Origin of the sequence: Phyllobacterium sp. 22552 (assembly GCF_052044585.1) — a bacterium.
Lineage (GTDB): Bacteria > Pseudomonadota > Alphaproteobacteria > Rhizobiales > Rhizobiaceae > Phyllobacterium > Phyllobacterium ifriqiyense.
This window is the reverse complement of sequence record NZ_JBQENG010000004.1, coordinates 332,752-349,066: the sequence shown is the minus strand read 5'-3', so window position 1 is coordinate 349,066 and position 16,315 is coordinate 332,752. Positions and strand designations below refer to the sequence as shown.

Sequence of the window (16,315 nt, the reverse complement as noted above, 5' to 3'; positions counted from 1 at the left end):
AAATTGCTTTTTTGACCTGTCTTCACCGTTTGGTAACCCAGATTAAGCCAAATTAAGACAAGCGAACTGGACAATGCGGCACCCGGATTATCTTCCGGACCATTGCCGGTTCATGAGTTATGAAGTGAACAAATAAAACTGGTAGGTAAAATGTTTGGAAAATCGATCGTAGCAACCTCTGTGCTCATGCTTGGGCTGGTGGGGACAGCTTTTGCCCAGACCCCGAGTCAGATCAGCCAGTTTAACGCGTGGGGTGCCTATAGCTATCAGCAGGGCAAGGGCAAGGTCTGTTACGTTCTGTCGGTTCCAGTCGACAAACAGCCTGCGAAAATCGATCATGGTGACAATTTCTTCATGGTAAGCCAGAAGCCCGGCCAGAATGTCAGCTTTGAGCCACAGTTCAAGGCCGGATATGATTTGCAGGAGAATTCAAAGGTCCTGGTCAAGATTGATGAGCGTACCTTCTCCATGTTCACCAGCGGCAGCCACGGCTGGATGGAAAATGCCGCAGAAGAGCCGCAGCTTGTTGCCGCTCTCCGGGGCGGTAAGAACATGACCATCAACGCTGTTTCCAAACGTGGAACAAAGACCAGCTACGCCTATTCGCTGAAGGGCGTTTCAGCTGCTCTTAAAGCGATCTCCACTTGTAAATAATCAACGAAATACCAATCTCCCGCGATGGCCCGGCTCGAATTGCCGGGCCTTTTTGCTTGCAGAGGTGACGTGGCCGCCGGAACGTGGTATGAGCCGCGCTTCCGTTAAGAACGTTAGAAAAACCCATGTCCGTATCGCTTGACCTGACACATCCTGTTGCCCGGGATAAATCCCGTGATGCCGTTCGCGCCCCAGCGGCTGAAAAGCCCTCGCTGATCGGCCTGACACGCCCGGAAATTGCGGAGGCACTGATGGCCGTCGGCGTGCCCGAACGGCAAGTTAAAATGCGCGTAGCCCAAGTTTGGCATTGGCTATATGTGCGCGGCGTTTCTAACTTTGACGATATGCAGAACATTTCGCGCGAGATGCGCGAATTGCTGGATAAGAACTTCGATATTGCCCGGCCTGAAATTGTAGAAGAACAGATTTCCAATGATGGCACGCGCAAATGGCTGTTCCGGTTTCCACCGCGTGGTGCCGGCCGTCCTGTAGAAATCGAGACAGTCTATATTCCCGAAGAAGGGCGAGGTACTCTTTGTATCTCCAGCCAGGTCGGCTGCACGCTGACCTGCTCCTTCTGCCACACAGGCACGCAGAAGCTCGTGCGCAATCTGACCGCCGAAGAAATCCTGTCCCAATTGCTGGTTGCACGCGATCGCCTTGGTGATTTTCCCGATCGCAACACACCGGATGGCACCATGGTTCCGGCAGAGGGCCGCAAAGTGTCCAACATCGTCATGATGGGCATGGGTGAACCGCTCTATAATTTCGAGAACGTCAAAAAGGCCCTGCTGATTGCAGCGGACGATGCCGGTCTTTCACTTTCACGCCGCCGCATCACCCTTTCAACCTCGGGTGTGGTACCGGAAATTTATCGCGCTGGCGAAGAAATCGGCGTGATGCTGGCAATTTCCCTGCATGCGGTGACTGATGATCTGCGTGACATGCTGGTGCCAATCAACAAGAAATATCCTCTCAAGGAATTGCTTGCCGCGTGCCGCGCCTATCCAAGCCTGTCCAATTCGAAACGCATTACATTTGAATATGTCATGCTCAAGGGCGTCAATGACTCGCTTGCTGATGCCAAGGAACTGGTAAGAATGCTCAAGGGCATTCCGGCAAAGATCAATCTGATCCCGTTCAACCCGTGGCCAGGCGTCAACTATCAGTGTTCTGATTGGGAGCAGATCGAGAAATTTGCTGACTATGTAAACGCCGCTGGCTATGCATCGCCTATCCGCACACCGCGCGGCCGCGATATTCTCGCCGCATGCGGACAGCTAAAATCGGAGTCGGAACGCATGAAGAAAACGGAGCGTCTGGCATTTGAAGCGGCAATGATTGCCGGTCACGGCGAAGACTGAACCGACGTGTTGTATCTCATACGCTTTGCGCTGATCACTATCGGGTTTGTCTGCGCCACCTTCGCGGCATCGCTGTTTCTGAACATGCTTCTTATCGGCAGCACAGAATGGCTAGGAGGCGAAGGTCCGTTTTTGTATTTGACCATACCTGTCTTCGCTTCCGCGATAGGCCATAGCGTACTCGTTCCGGCGGCGCTGATTATCATCTACGCTGAACTGACCGCATGGCGTGACTGGCTTTTCTATGCGCTCGGCGGCGCTGCCACAGCAGTTGTCATCATTGTCTGGAAGTGGCGCCCGCAAACCGAGGATATCAGCACCTTCGCTGCAATCCTCGCCACGGGCGTTGTGGGCGGCTTTGTCTACTGGATGATTTCCGGACGCAGCGCCGGTATCATCCCGCCGAGCCCCAATAATCAGATCTGAATCACTTCGCTTGCGCCAACAAAATCTTGGCAGCAAATGCCGAGAACACCCCGGCAAACAACCAGTCCGTAATGCGTGTCACTGTCGGATTTTTCCTCAGCAGCATCGAAAATCTATCGGCAGCAAGGATCATTGGCGCGACCACTGGCAATGACAGGGGTATGAAAAGTACGCCAAGGAAAAACAATTTACCCGGAGCGTGCGGATCGCCCGCAGAAACGAACTGCGGCAGGAATGTCATGAAAAACAGAATGATCTTTGGGTTGAGAAGATTGATACCCAGCCCCGTCAGCCAGTTCTGAAACAATGTATGGGCTTGGCCGGTCTTTTTTTCCGGCGAGAACGCCGAACCATAGCGGATTGCCTGATAGGCAAGCCACATCAGATAGCCGGCCCCCACAACCTTGAGCGCAAGAAACGCAGACGGCGAAGCAACGATCAGTGCCGAGAGGCCAATTGCCACCATGGTCGTGTGTATGACGATCCCAGTGCAGGCACCCGCCAGACAGGCAAAACCTGCAGCCTTGCCCTCGGACAATGCGCGTCCGACAAACAATGTCATATCCGGCCCCGGGGTAATCGAGAGGACAAAAGTGGCAACGATGAATTGCAGTATAATTGGCCAATCGGGTATGAAGGTCATCACAGCGCTCCGGAAAAAACTGCCGGAAGCTAACGCGAAAAACAGCTTCACGCCATACGTATTTGCGCCTGATCTCGTTTTTGCTGTGCTTGCCAATAGCGGCGCAAATGCTACAAGACCCCAACTGAAATTTCAGGATCGCGACGGCGATCGACAGACAGGACATATGCAATGAATAAATGGAAAGACGTCAAGAAAGTCGTGCTGGCCTATTCGGGCGGGTTGGATACATCGATCATCCTGAAATGGCTGCAGACAGAACTTGGCGCTGAAGTCGTCACGTTCACTGCCGATCTTGGACAAGGCGAGGAACTCGAGCCCGCACGCAAGAAGGCCGAAATGCTCGGCATCAAGGAAATCTACATTGAAGATGTCCGCGAAGAATTCGTTCGCGACTTTGTCTTCCCGATGTTCCGCGCCAATGCGGTCTATGAAGGCGTTTACCTGCTCGGCACATCGATAGCCCGCCCGCTCATTTCCAAGCACCTCGTCGAAATCGCTGCCCGTACCGGCGCTGACGCAATTGCGCATGGTGCAACGGGCAAGGGTAACGACCAGGTTCGTTTCGAGCTTTCCGCCTACGCACTCAATCCTGACATCAAGGTCATTGCGCCTTGGCGCGATTGGACCTTTAAATCCCGCACAGATCTTTTGGAATTTGCGCGCGAACACCAGATCCCAATCGCCAAAGACAAACTTGGCGAAGCGCCTTTCTCCGTGGACGCCAATCTCCTGCATTCTTCCTCGGAAGGCAAAGTGTTGGAAGACCCATGGCAGGAAGCACCCGAATATGTGCACCAGCGCACAATCTCTCCAATGGATGCGCCCGATAAGGTCACAGAAATCGAGATCGCTTTCGAGAAGGGCGATGCAATCGCTATTAATGGCAAGCCTCTTTCACCCGCGACACTGCTGAAGACGCTTAATGATCTTGGCCGAGACAATGGCATCGGACGCCTTGATCTGGTTGAGAACCGTTTCGTTGGCATGAAATCGCGTGGCGTTTACGAAACACCAGGTGGCACCATCCTGCTTGCCGCGCATCGGGCGATGGAATCGATCACACTTGATCGCGGCGCAGCTCATCTCAAGGATGAGTTCATGCCGCGCTATGCCGAACTGATCTATAATGGCTTCTGGTATTCGCCAGAGCGTGAAATGCTGCAGGCCATGATCGACAAGAGCCAGGAGGACGTGGAAGGCACTGTTCGCCTGAAACTCTATAAGGGCAATGTCATGGTTTCAGGCCGTAAGTCGAAAAAATCGCTTTATTCCGACGCACTCGTAACATTTGAAGATGATCGTGGCGCATATGATCAGAAGGATGCGGCAGGCTTTATCCGCCTGAATGCCTTGCGGTTACGCACCTTGGCTGCCCGTAAACGGAACAGCTAAAGACAATAAACGGCGGGCTGGTCCCGCCGTTTTCATTTTCGCCGCTTGTGACCCTTGCATCGGTATCTTAGATATTAACGACCCAATTCATACGATGGAGTTCCCATGTCGTCTGCCAAACCGGCCATCAACACTGCATTGACGAACTGGACAGGGCCTCTTGGTCTGCCGGACTTTACAGCTTTTAGCGATCAGGATTTCCCCGCGGCATTTGATATGGCCCTAGCGGATGATCTTGCCGACATTGATGCGATTATCGGCCATCCTGAAGCGCCCACCATCGAAAATACCCTCAAAGCGCTGCAGCTTTCCGGCGAGTCGCTGGATCGGGTGTCTTCCATTTTCTGGACGCTGGCCGGGGCAAATACCAACGACGCGATACAGGCATTAGAACGGTCCATTGCGCCAAAACTGTCGCGCCATTCATCGTCCATCATGATGATCCGCACCTGTTTGCCCGCATAGACTCACTTTACGAACAGCGTGATCTTCTCGGCCTTGATGCCGAAACAGACCGCGTTCTGGAAAAGATCTGGAAAAGCTTTGTGCGCAGCGGCGCGCGACTGGATGAAAAGGGCAAGGCACGTCTTGCAGATATCAATGAGACGCTCGCCAGTCTCGGTGCGCAGTTTGATCAAAATGTTCTCAAGGATGAGTCGGACTGGGCTTTGTTCATCACAGACGAGGCAGATCTTGCAGGATTGCCGAATTTTGTGCGCGATGCGATGCAAGGAGCTGCCGAGGAGCGTAATCGTACAGGCACCTGGGCCGTTACATTGTCGCGTGAAATCATCGAACCCTTTCTCTCATTTGCCGAGAACCGGGATTTGCGGGAAAAAGCCTTCCAGGCTTGGGCGGCACGGGGCGAAAATGGCGGCGATACGGACAATGTTGCCATAGTTGCCCAGACGGTAGCTCTCAGATCTGAAAAGGCAAAGCTACTCGGGTATAAAAGCTTTGCCGCGTACAAGCTCGACAACACCATGGCAAAAACGCCAAAGGCAGTTATGGATCTGCTGGAGCCCGTTTGGCAAAAGGCAAAGACACGTGCCAGCGAAGAAGAAAGTGATGTGCAACAATTGATCTCCAATGAGGGCCGCAACCACAAGGTAGCCCCCTGGGACTGGCGGTTTTACACGGAAAAGCTGCGCAGCGAACGCTTTGCGTTCGATGAAGCCGAGTTGAAGCCATATTTGCAGCTCGAGAAAATTATTGAAGCCTGTTTCGATGTGGCAACGCGTCTGTTCGGTATTACGTTCAAGGAAAAAACCGGCATAGCTGCCTGGCATCCGGATGTGCGGGTCTGGGAAGTCTTCAATCCGGATGGAACAGAATGCGGGGTATTTCTTGGCGATTACTTCAACCGCCAGTCAAAGCATTCCGGCGCATGGATGAGTGCATTGCAGTCACAACACAAACTTGGCAGCGTGCAAAAGCCGATCATCTATAATGTGATGAACTTCGCCAAGCCGCCAAAAGGGGAGCCGGCCCTGCTTTCGCTTGACGGCGCACGTACCCTATTCCACGAATTTGGCCATGCTTTGCACGGGCTGCTGTCAGACGTTACCTGGCCTGCAGTTTCAGGCACATCAGTGTCACGGGACTTTGTGGAGCTACCCTCCCAGCTTTATGAGCACTGGCTGACTGTGCCAGCAATCCTTGAAAAATACGCAATCCATTACCGTACTGGCGAGCCTATGCCGAAAGCTCTGCTCGACAAGGTATTGGCCGCGGATACTTTTAATGCTGGTTTCAAAACGGTCGAATTCACGTCGTCTGCCTTGATTGATATGGCATTCCATGCCGATGGCACCCCTCCAGAGGACCCCATACAGTTTGAAGCGGCAACTCTTCGGCAGTTGGACATGCCAGAGGCGATTATCATGCGCCACCGGACACCGCATTTTAAGCACGTGTTCTCCGGCGATGGGTATTCCGCAGGATATTACTCATATTTGTGGTCAGAAGTATTGGATGCCGATGCATTCAAGGCTTTTGAGGAAACCGGCGATACATTCAACGGTGCCCTCGCCGCGAAGCTGAAAAAATACATCTATTCAGCTGGTGGCAGCAAAGATCCCGAAGAGCTTTACAAGGCTTTCCGGGGCAAGATGCCCACGCCCGATGCGATGATCGAAAAGCGTGGGCTTTAAGCGGTTGTAATCAGGACTTGGCAAAAGCCAGAAGATCCGCGTTCAGCTTGTCCTTGTGCGTCGTAGCCAAACCATGCGGCGCACCGGCATAGACGTTCAAAGTGCCGTTCTTTACAAGCTTCACGGCTTTGCGGGCCGTGTCATCAATGGGCACGATCTGGTCATCATCGCCGTGGATAAACAATGTCGGCACATCAATCTTCTTCAGATCTTCTGTGAAATCCGTTTCTGAAAACGCCTTGATGCAGAAATACGAGGCTGGCATTCCGGCCATCATACCCTGCAGCCAGAAAGCGTTTCTAATGCCTTCAGACTCTTTGGCGCCAGTCCGATTGTAGCCATAAAAGGGCAGCGACAGATCCTTGAAGAACTGTGAGCGATCGGCAATCACGCCATCACGAATGCCGTTGAAAACATCGATAGGCAGACCTTCAGGATTTGCAGCGGTTTTCAGCATCAGAGGTGGCACTGCCCCCACAAGAACGGCCTTGGCGACACGCTTCGTACCGTGACGGCCGATATAGCGGGCGACTTCGCCGCCACCAGTTGAATGCCCAACCATGATCGCGTCTTTCAAATCGAGCTTCTCGAATAGTTCGGCCAGATCATCGGCATAGGTGTCCATGTCATTGCCATTCCAAGGTTGGCTGGAACGGCCATGGCCCCGGCGGTCATGAGCAATCACACGGTAGCCATTGGATGCAAGAAAGAACATCTGATCTTCCCAGGCATCCGAAGTGAGCGGCCAGCCATGGCTGAAAACTACAGGCTGCCCTGTTCCCCAATCCTTGTAGTAAATCTCTGTGCCGTCCTTCGTGGTGATCGTGGTCATTGTCTTTTGTCCCTTTACTGGCTGATTAGACTTAAGTTGCTTGGATTTATCGGTGGCCATCGCGGGAATGGAAGGGAGGCTGATAGCAGCCGCCACTCCAATACCCGCCGTCAAAACAGAACGGCGCGAGGTCAATTTCTTCAGGCTGTTGATCATGACGCTGGAGCAAATTTTGCGTCAATTAATCGAAATGCGTACGTCGAGATTGCTGCGCGTTGCTTCCGAATAAGGGCAAACAATATGTGCTGCATCCACAAGCTCGCGTGCCTGCCCAGCCTCGATACCGGGTAATGTGACAGCCAGAGCAACGTCCAGCCCGAAACCCTTGCCATCTTCGCGAGGACCGATGCCGACGGTTGCTGTTACGGCGGTCTCTTCCGAAAGCTTGATCTTCTTCTGGGAAGCAACGAATTTCAACGCGCCAAGAAAACAAGCCGAATACCCTGCTCCAAACAGTTGCTCAGGATTGGTGCCCTGCGCACCATTGCCGCCCAGTTCCTTGGGGGTTGAGAGCGTTACTTCCAAACGGCCATCTTCGCTCTTCGCGCTGCCGTCGCGTCCACCTGTTGCCGTCGTCTTGGTTGTATAAAGAATGCTCATCTCGTTTTCCTTTCGAAGTTGATTTCCTCAATGCCTATTAAATTGCACACAATTAAATTGTGTGCAATATTTATTTTATAAATGATGAAAAATTAAATGATGCACAATTGAATACGCGTGGCTATTATAGCTCGAGCCTTTGGGAAGGAAGACAAATGAACGCTGGAACGCAAAAACCGGAATCGCAGTTGAAGCTGGAGAATTTCCTTTGCTTCGCCATTTATTCCACCGCCAACGCCGTGACACGTGCCTATCAGCCTCGGCTGTCGGCGTTAAAGCTGACTTATCCGCAATATCTTGTGATGGTGGTATTGTGGGAAGAAGAGAACCAGACTGTCAGGGCAATCGGAGATAAGCTCAGTCTGGATTCCGGCACATTGACGCCGCTCTTGAAGCGCTTGGAAACAGCCGGTCTCATATCGCGCCAACGTGACAAGACCGATGAGCGTCAAGTGCTGATAAACCTGACAGAAGAGGGGCGCGCCTTGCGAGCCCGCGCCGAATCAGTGCCCCTTGCCATGGGGCAGGCATTTGGCTGCACGATGGACGAAGCACGTGGCATGCGGGCTGAACTTATCAGCTTGCGTGACAATCTCGTGGCAAGTATCGACAACGCATAAAAAAGGCGCTGTCACCAGCGCCCTTTCAGGTTTCCATGTGCGTTTAGATTATGCGGCAATCTTTTTGGGCTGGATAAGCCCACGTGCAACCAGGAGTTCTGCGATCTGAACGGTGTTTAAGGCCGCGCCTTTGCGAAGATTGTCAGAGACGATCCAGAGCGACAGGCCGTTTTCGACCGTTATGTCTTCGCGGATACGTGAAATGTAGGTGGCGTCTTCACCAGCCGCTTCATAAGGTGTGATGTAACCGCCGTCTTCATGACGATCAATGACAAGGCAGCCAGGCGCATCGCTCAGAATATCCCGGGCTTCTTCAGCGCTCATTGGGCTTTCAAACTCAATGTTCACTGCTTCGGAATGGCCGATGAAAACAGGCACCCGCACGCAGGTTGCTGTGAGCTTGATCTTTGGATCAAGCATCTTCTTGGTTTCAGCAACCATCTTCCATTCTTCCTTCGTGTATCCATCTTCCATGAATACATCGATATGTGGAATAACGTTGAAGGCAATTCGCTTGGTAAACTTCTTGGCTTCCACCGGATCTGCAACGAAAACTGCGCGTGACTGCTGGAAAAGTTCATCCATGCCATCCTTGCCTGCCCCAGATACGGACTGGTAGGTGGAAATCACGAGGCGCTTGATGCGCGCCTTGTCATGCAATGGCTTCAAGGCAACGACAAGTTGCGCCGTGGAGCAATTGGGATTGGCAATAATGTTCTTCTTGCTAAAACCGACAATCGCATCAGGATTTACTTCAGGCACAATCAAAGGCACGTTGGAATCATAGCGCCAAGCGGATGAATTATCGATAACGACACATCCCTGTGCGCCAATCTTCGGCGACCATTCCTTCGAAATATTGCCACCTGCAGACATCAGGCAGATATCGGTATCGGAAAAGTCATAGGTATCGAGCGCTTTAACCTTCAGCGTCCTGTCCCCGTAGGAAACTTCAGTCCCCTGCGACCGGCGTGAAGCCAGAGCAACAACTTCGCTCACGGGAAAGCCGCGCTCTTCCAGTATTGTCAACATTTCGCGGCCCACATTGCCTGTGGCACCAACAATCGCAACCTTGAAACTCATTATGTATTCTCCTGTCCCTCTCCGCTGCTTCGAACCCGCTGGCCACCGCGGGTCTTATCCCCCGAGCCGGGCTCGGGAGGGGGCGAGCAGGCCAAGGGAAATCAGACCGTTTTAGTGGTCGTTTTCGAGAGTTTTTTGGCCGAAATTTTGGTCTGGAAAGCAGGCACACCGACACATCCGGCGATAATGCCGGAACTGTTCAGCAAAAATAGCGACGTTGATTCGCTGCGCACCGAAGGCTCTCCTGTTCCGCCTGTGCTTGTACGCGGTTTCCAAAAAGAGTCAATTACATCTTTAAAGGGCAAGAATATGTCGTGTTACGCACAATTTTAGACATTTGGTATAAGTTACGGGCTTTGCTTTCTTCAATATTTAGTCAACAATTGAATAGTGCATTGGGTTGTATGACCTTGGGGGGAAAGAAATTCACAAGGACATTGGCTGGCGCGCGATGTGCATTAGCAACAAGCTAAGCAAAAATGACGCGCGAAATTATCGATAGTGGGGACATGACAAAAGGTTTGGGCTGAGCATGTCTCTTTGACTTTGGGCTTAATTGCTATTTACTGGGAGGAATAGAAATGGCATCCACTACCGTGTCCGGCACTACCAGCCGGGGGATGACGCGGGAAGAAAAGAAGGTGATCTTCGCTTCTTCTCTCGGCACCGTTTTTGAATGGTACGACTTTTACCTTTACGGTTCATTGGCTGTCTTTATTGGCGCCGCCTTCTTCAGTGAATATCCGGAAGCAACGCGCAACATCTTTGCTTTGCTTGCATTTGCCGCGGGCTTTCTCGTTCGTCCGTTCGGCGCACTGGTGTTCGGACGCATCGGCGATCTCGTCGGCCGCAAATATACTTTCCTTGTCACAATCCTGATCATGGGTCTGTCGACATTTCTGGTCGGTATTCTGCCAGGTTCCGCGAGCTGGGGTATCGCAGCGCCGATCATTCTGATCGCTTTGCGCATGCTTCAAGGTCTTGCGCTCGGCGGCGAATATGGTGGTGCGGCAACTTACGTTGCTGAACACGCGCCAAGCAACCGGCGCGGTTTCTATACATCATGGATTCAGACGACAGCAACGCTCGGACTTTTCCTGTCACTTATCGTTATCCTCATCATCCAGAATTCGATGACGAAAGAAGCGTTCTCCGCATGGGGATGGCGCATTCCTTTCATTCTGTCATTCGTTCTTTTGGGCGTTTCGGTCTGGATCCGCTTGTCGCTTAGCGAATCGCCAGCCTTCAAAAAGATGAAAGAAGAAGGCAAGGGATCAAAGGCACCGCTGTCTGAAGCATTTGGACAATGGAAGAATGCAAAGATTGCATTGCTGGCGCTTTTTGGTCTTACAGCCGGTCAGGCGGTCGTCTGGTATTCAGGTCAGTTCTACGCCCTGTTCTTCCTGCAGAACGTCCTGAAAGTTGACGGGCAGTCCGTCAATATCATGATTGCCATTGCGCTCTTGCTCGGCACTGGCTTTTTCGTTTTCTTCGGCTGGTTGTCGGATAAGATCGGACGTAAGCCAATCATCATGGCTGGTCTGGCACTTGCCATTCTTACCTACTTCCCTTTGTTCAAGGCCTTGACCTGGGCCGCCAATCCAGCGCTGGCCTCATCTCAGCAGAATGTGCGTGCAACTGTAACTGCGGCACCTGGAGATTGTAACTTCCAGTTCAATCCGGTTGGTACAAGAAAGCCGCTCACATCCTGCGATATCGCAACTGACTTCCTGGCTAAAAACTCCATTCCTTATGACATCGCAGCAACGGCTCCGGCCGGATCTGCCGCAACAGTCAAAATTGGCCAGGAAACGGTTGAATCCTACGATGCAACCGCTGCGGGTGCTGAAGCTGCCGCGAAGGATGGTGCATTCAAAAAAGGCGTAAACCTTGCGCTTCAGGATGCTGGTTACCCGCTGGTTCGCGATCCAGCAAAGGTTGCAGACAGCAAGCTTGATGCCTTGGTTGCAAGCAATCCGAAACTGGCATTGGATGCAGCTGCAATCCGTGCTGGCGAAAAGACGGTTGTGCCTGTGGCTCAAGCTATCAAAGACAAGCTGATAACAGCAGAAGAGGCGGCAGGTGCCACCGAAGTTACCGTTTATAGCGTGCCAAAAGCTGGTGCATTCAAGATGGTAGCCGACCCGGCAGCGGTCAACTGGACAATGATTATCGGTATTCTGTTTATCCTCGTCCTTTATGTGACGATGGTTTATGGGCCGATTGCAGCAATATTGGTTGAAATGTTCCCAACCCGTATCCGCTATACCGGCATGTCCCTGCCCTATCATATCGGCAATGGATGGTTCGGCGGTCTGCTACCGGCGACGGTCTTCGCGATGAGCGCTGCCAAAGGCGATATCTATTACGGTCTGTGGTATCCGATTGTGATTGCCGCGATGACGCTGATCATCGGTCTGCTCTTCGTTCGCGATACAAAAGATACCGATCTGGATGAAGTAAAATAGCATCCTCACAAATACAAAAGCCCGGCGCGATCACTCGCGCCGGGCTTTTTATTTCAGCCGCTATATATCAGGCGGCCAGCGCTTTGAACTTCGCAAGAATGGCATCGCCCATTTCGACGGTTCCGACTTTGGTCATACCATCGGACATAATGTCAGCGGTGCGAATTCCGTCATCGAGGACACCTGCAATAGCCGCTTCCAGCCGATCCGCTTCAGCCACCATATTGAACGAATAACGCAGGCACATGGCGAACGAGGCGATCATCGCAATTGGATTGGCCGCCCCAGTACCAGCAATATCCGGTGCAGAGCCGTGTACGGGCTCATACAGAGCCTTACGGCTTCCTGTCTTGCCATCGGGCGCACCAAGCGAGGCTGAGGGCAGCATGCCCAGAGAACCCGTCAGCATTGCCGCAATATCGGAAAGCATGTCGCCGAACAGATTGTCTGTTACGATAACGTCAAACTGTTTCGGCCAACGTACGAGCTGCATGCCACCGGCGTCAGCGAGCATATGATCGAGTTTGACATCCGAATATTTTGCCTTGTGGGTTGCAGTAACAACCTCATTCCACAAGACGCCCGACTTCATGACGTTGCGCTTTTCCATTGAGGTGACTTTGTTGCCACGCGTCCGGGCGAGCTCGAAGGCAACTCCGGAAATCCGCTCGATCTCATATGTATCGTAAACCTGAGTATCAATGCCGCGCTTCTGACCATTGCCAAGGTCGCGAATTTCCTTCGGTTCCCCGAAATACACGCCACCAGTCAGCTCGCGCACAATGAGAATATCCAGACCTTCGACGATTTCCTTTTTCAGGGAAGATGAATCGGCAAGTGCAGGATAGCAAATGGCTGGGCGCAAATTTGCAAACAGCTCCATATCCTTGCGCAGGCGCAGCAAACCGGCTTCCGGCCGAACATCGTAGGGAACGCTATCCCACTTTGGACCACCAACGGCACCGAACAGCACGGCATCCGATGCCAATGCCTTTTCCATATCTGCCTCGGAAATGGCCTTTCCATGGGCATCATAAGCGCAGCCACCGACCAGACCTTCGTCCAGCTCAAAGTCGCTTTTCAACTCGGCATTCATATAGGCAATGATCTTGCGGACCTCGGCCATTGCCTCAGGACCGATACCATCGCCAGGAAGAAGGAAAAGCTTTTTCGATGCCATGCTGGAAACCTCGTTATGTGATTGGCTCTCGTGGGAATGGCGCGTACTTAGCGCAACTTGAGCAAAGAAGAAAAGCGTTTTGGGAAATTATCTTAAATCCCCTCACCGATATGCGCGCCTGTCAGGCACGAAAAAGCCCGGCAAAAACCGGGCTTTGGTAATACTGACCTAAGAATGGTCAGGCCCAAGGACGCGCTTGCGCATTGGACGCTTCGAAACTGTCGATCTTCGATGCCTTTTCCATCGTCAAACCAATGTCATCCAAACCGTTCAGCATGCAGTAGCGGCGGAATTCGTCAATCTCAAAGCTGATTGTTCCACCGTCCGGCCCCTTGATGGTCAAGGCCTCAAGATCGATTGATACCGTGGCGTTGGAACCGCGCTGCGCATCGTCCATGAGCTTATCAAGATTTTCCTGGCTGACCCGGATCGGCAAGATACCGTTCTTGAAGCAGTTATTGTAGAAAATATCAGCAAAGCTCGTTGAGATGACACAACGAATACCAAAATCCAGCAAAGCCCACGGTGCATGTTCGCGGCTTGAGCCGCAACCGAAATTGTCACCAGCGACGAGAATCTGTGCCTTGCGATAAGCTGGCTTGTTGAGAACGAAATCAGGATTCTCGCTGCCATCTTCGTTGTAACGCATTTCAGCGAACAACCCCGTACCCAAGCCAGTGCGCTTGATCGTTTTAAGGTAGTCCTTGGGAATGATCATGTCTGTATCGACATTGATGATGGGCAGTGGGGCGGCAACGCCCGTGAGCTGGGTGAATTTATCCATAATAGCTGCCTGTACGGTCCATGCGTAGGTGAGATTTATCCTTGGCTTTACACCAGCTCGGCCATGAATCAAAGCTTTTCGCCTGTGGCACTTTATGCTTGGCAAATCTCAGCCCTTGCCTTGCTTCTGTCTTCGGGGCAAAAAGTTGTCATGAGCAAGCTTTTCCGTCCGCGTCGATCTGTACTTTATGTTCCGGCCTCCAATCCGAAAGCCTTGGCTAAAGTGGCGTCGCTCAATGCCGATGCGATTATTTTCGATCTCGAGGATGCGGTCGCTCCGGAAGCCAAGGAAGATGCCCGCGAAGCTCTGCGCGCTTATTTTGCAGCCAATCCTGCAGGCAAGGCTGAGCGCATCATCCGTATCAATCATCTCACCAGCGAATGGGGCGGCGAAGATCTTCTGGCCGCACGCGCCTGCAAGCCCAATGCGATCCTTCTACCAAAGGTAGAGAATCTGCAGGATGTGACCGGAGTGGCGGAAGTCTTGGAAGAAACCGACGCATCAGAAAACGTGCGTTTATGGGCGATGATCGAAACGGCACGCGGCATCATCAATGCCGACGAGATTGCCGAGCTTGGCCTGCGATCAACCTCAAGACTGGATTGTTTTGTCGTAGGCACGAATGACATTGCCAAAGAAACCGGAACTGTTCTGGAAAAAGGCCGGCATTTTTTCACACCGTGGCTCATGCAGATTCTGCTATGCGCCAAAGCCGGTCATCTTGATATTATTGATGGCGTCTACAACGACTTTAACGATATGTCCGGCTTTGAAAGTGAATGCGGCGAGTCTTTCAAAATGGGGTTTGATGGGAAAAGCCTTATCCATCCATCGCAAATTGAACCGGCAAACAAAGCGTTTACCCCCGGTTCCGAGGCAGTGACTGATGCCCGCTCTATTGTCCAAGCCTTCGACCTTGCCGAAAATGCAGGCAAGGGCGCAATTTCGTTGAATGGCCGGATGGTGGAGCGGATGCATCTTGAAACCGCCCAAAAATTGCTGGCAAGGATTGAAACAATCAATCATTCAAATTAGTGCAAATCAGACAAGCACGAGAATGGGAATTCACTATGAAGCTCTACAGATTTTTGACTGGTCCCGATGATGCGAGCTTTTGCCATAAGGTAACAGCCGCTCTTAACAAGGGCTGGCATATTTATGGCTCACCGACATATGCGTTCAATTCTGTAACCGGCATCATGCAATGCGGGCAGGCTGTGGTCAAAGATGTCGATGGCGTCGACTATATACCCGGCACAACAAAGCTCAGCGATCACTAGACACCCAACCGACGCTTGAGCGCCTGATATTGCGGTTCTGACGTATCAGCCATGGCTTCATCGCGCGTGGCTGGTCTGTCCTCAAACGGAATGGGCCGGTCAAACTGGCTAATGGTCATATCCCAGCGAACGCCATCGATCAGATTGTAAAAGTGAGTGCCGCCATAGGTCTTTGTCTTGAGGATCGAGCCGCCAAATATGTCCTGCACAATAAGTGATGTTACGCTGCACTGGCCTTTTGCGGGGTTTTCAGCCGACCAGGAGGCTGAGCTTTCCCTGCTCCATGCGGATTTGAGGCTCTCATATAGCCCGTATGGCGTTGAGTAATCGGCGGTCAAGGCAATCCCCTGTGATAGCTATTCGACGCTAGCCTCTATACGTTCCATCTCCTCATCGGACAATCCGAAATGATGCCCGATTTCGTGGATAAGGACATGCGTGACAATATCGCCAAGCGCCTCTTCATATTCCGCCCAATAATCAAGAATGCCCCGTCGATAAAGCGTTATGCGATTGACCTGGTCGCCTGTCTGCAATGAAAAACGTTCACCGATACCATTGCCCTCAAAAAGGCCCATGAGATCGAAAGGCGATTCCAACCCCATATCTTCAATAATCTGATCATCGGGAAAGTCAGAAACCTGCATGGTGATTTCACCGCACAGACTGCGGAAATTTTCCGGCAGATGGGCATAGGCATCAATTGCCAGTGATTCAATTTCAGCGATTGAAGGCGAAAGGCGGTTCGCCCAGTCAGCCGTTTGGTTACTTCTGGCCATCACAATTCCTGATAAGGTGTTTATGGCCCTATATAGTGCGTCAGCAGCATGTAT

At 52.1% G+C, this 16,315-nt stretch carries 16 protein-coding genes and 1 pseudogene; 9 read left to right on the top strand and 8 right to left on the bottom strand.

Annotated elements, in window-relative coordinates:
- Nucleotides 1-150 precede the first annotated feature (150 nt).
- The 3 genes from ACTJI9_RS11885 to ACTJI9_RS11875 all read left to right on the top strand — a co-directional run bounded on the left by ACTJI9_RS11885 (nt 151) and on the right by ACTJI9_RS11875 (nt 2,444).
- The gene (locus tag ACTJI9_RS11885; protein WP_115054472.1) at nt 151-654 is read left to right on the top strand and encodes an invasion associated locus B family protein; all 504 of its coding nucleotides are present in this window, start codon (nt 151-153) and stop codon (nt 652-654) included.
- A 125-nt stretch (nt 655-779) separates the two neighbouring features.
- A complete protein-coding gene (gene rlmN / locus ACTJI9_RS11880; RefSeq protein ID WP_115054473.1) occupies nt 780-2,018 on the top strand; it encodes a 23S rRNA (adenine(2503)-C(2))-methyltransferase RlmN in 1,239 nt (412 codons plus the stop codon).
- Nucleotides 2,019-2,024: 6 nt separating this feature from the next.
- Entirely contained in the window at nt 2,025-2,444 is a 420-nt protein-coding gene (locus ACTJI9_RS11875; RefSeq protein WP_162802599.1) for a hypothetical protein, read from the top strand.
- A gap of 1 nt (nt 2,445) precedes the next feature.
- On the opposite strand, the gene ACTJI9_RS11870 is transcribed toward ACTJI9_RS11875, so the two are convergent.
- Nucleotides 2,446-3,087, bottom strand: a complete 642-nt coding sequence (locus ACTJI9_RS11870) for a LysE family translocator (protein ID WP_115054475.1) — start codon at nt 3,085-3,087, stop codon at nt 2,446-2,448.
- Between the two features lie 171 nt (nt 3,088-3,258).
- Here ACTJI9_RS11870 and ACTJI9_RS11865 point away from each other — a divergent pair, with 171 nt between their 5' ends.
- Both ACTJI9_RS11865 and ACTJI9_RS11860 read left to right on the top strand, forming a co-directional pair.
- Nucleotides 3,259-4,482, top strand: a complete 1,224-nt coding sequence (locus tag ACTJI9_RS11865; RefSeq protein WP_440808185.1) for an argininosuccinate synthase — start codon at nt 3,259-3,261, stop codon at nt 4,480-4,482.
- 105 nt (nt 4,483-4,587) lie between these two features.
- Nucleotides 4,588-6,635, top strand: a pseudogene (locus tag ACTJI9_RS11860) (M3 family metallopeptidase).
- A gap of 10 nt (nt 6,636-6,645) precedes the next feature.
- On the opposite strand, the gene ACTJI9_RS11855 reads toward ACTJI9_RS11860, so the two are convergent.
- Nucleotides 6,646-7,467 carry an alpha/beta fold hydrolase gene (locus tag ACTJI9_RS11855; RefSeq protein WP_115054788.1) on the bottom strand — a complete coding sequence of 274 codons (822 nt, stop codon included), beginning with the start codon at nt 7,465-7,467 and terminating at the stop codon, nt 6,646-6,648.
- Between the two features lie 177 nt (nt 7,468-7,644).
- The gene (locus tag ACTJI9_RS11850; RefSeq protein WP_440808183.1) at nt 7,645-8,067 is read right to left on the bottom strand and encodes an organic hydroperoxide resistance protein; all 423 of its coding nucleotides are present in this window, start codon (nt 8,065-8,067) and stop codon (nt 7,645-7,647) included.
- Between the two features lie 155 nt (nt 8,068-8,222).
- Between ACTJI9_RS11850 and ACTJI9_RS11845 the strand changes: the two genes are divergently transcribed.
- A complete protein-coding gene (locus tag ACTJI9_RS11845) occupies nt 8,223-8,687 on the top strand; it encodes a transcriptional regulator, SarA/Rot family (protein WP_115054478.1) in 465 nt (154 codons plus the stop codon).
- A gap of 48 nt (nt 8,688-8,735) precedes the next feature.
- On the opposite strand, the gene ACTJI9_RS11840 is transcribed toward ACTJI9_RS11845, so the two are convergent.
- Nucleotides 8,736-9,770 (bottom strand): aspartate-semialdehyde dehydrogenase, encoded by a 1,035-nt coding sequence (locus ACTJI9_RS11840; protein WP_115054479.1) that lies wholly within the window; start codon nt 9,768-9,770, stop codon nt 8,736-8,738.
- A gap of 581 nt (nt 9,771-10,351) precedes the next feature.
- Here ACTJI9_RS11840 and ACTJI9_RS11835 point away from each other — a divergent pair.
- Nucleotides 10,352-12,238, top strand: a complete 1,887-nt coding sequence (locus ACTJI9_RS11835; protein ID WP_115054481.1) for an MFS transporter — start codon at nt 10,352-10,354, stop codon at nt 12,236-12,238.
- 67 nt (nt 12,239-12,305) lie between these two features.
- On the opposite strand, the gene leuB is transcribed toward ACTJI9_RS11835, so the two are convergent.
- A complete protein-coding gene (gene leuB, locus ACTJI9_RS11830; protein WP_307281434.1) occupies nt 12,306-13,418 on the bottom strand; it encodes a 3-isopropylmalate dehydrogenase in 1,113 nt (370 codons plus the stop codon).
- A 178-nt stretch (nt 13,419-13,596) separates the two neighbouring features.
- A complete protein-coding gene (leuD, locus tag ACTJI9_RS11825) occupies nt 13,597-14,202 on the bottom strand; it encodes a 3-isopropylmalate dehydratase small subunit (protein ID WP_115054483.1) in 606 nt (201 codons plus the stop codon).
- Between the two features lie 150 nt (nt 14,203-14,352).
- On the opposite strand from leuD, the gene ACTJI9_RS11820 reads away from it, so the two are divergent.
- Both ACTJI9_RS11820 and ACTJI9_RS11815 read left to right on the top strand, forming a co-directional pair.
- On the top strand, nt 14,353-15,237 hold the full coding sequence (locus tag ACTJI9_RS11820; protein WP_336440335.1) for an HpcH/HpaI aldolase/citrate lyase family protein: 885 nt from the start codon (nt 14,353-14,355) through the stop codon (nt 15,235-15,237).
- Nucleotides 15,238-15,272: 35 nt separating this feature from the next.
- A complete protein-coding gene (locus ACTJI9_RS11815) occupies nt 15,273-15,482 on the top strand; it encodes a DUF1737 domain-containing protein (RefSeq protein WP_115054484.1) in 210 nt (69 codons plus the stop codon).
- Here ACTJI9_RS11815 and ACTJI9_RS11810 read toward each other — a convergent pair.
- On the bottom strand, nt 15,479-15,820 hold the full coding sequence (locus ACTJI9_RS11810; protein WP_115054485.1) for a YunG family protein: 342 nt from the start codon (nt 15,818-15,820) through the stop codon (nt 15,479-15,481). The two genes, ACTJI9_RS11815 and ACTJI9_RS11810, sit on opposite strands and share 4 nt — an antisense overlap.
- Before the next feature lie 18 nt (nt 15,821-15,838).
- Nucleotides 15,839-16,261, bottom strand: coding sequence for a metallopeptidase family protein (locus tag ACTJI9_RS11805; protein WP_337354159.1), 423 nt, complete (start codon nt 16,259-16,261; stop codon nt 15,839-15,841).
- Between the last annotated feature and the right edge of the window lie 54 nt (nt 16,262-16,315).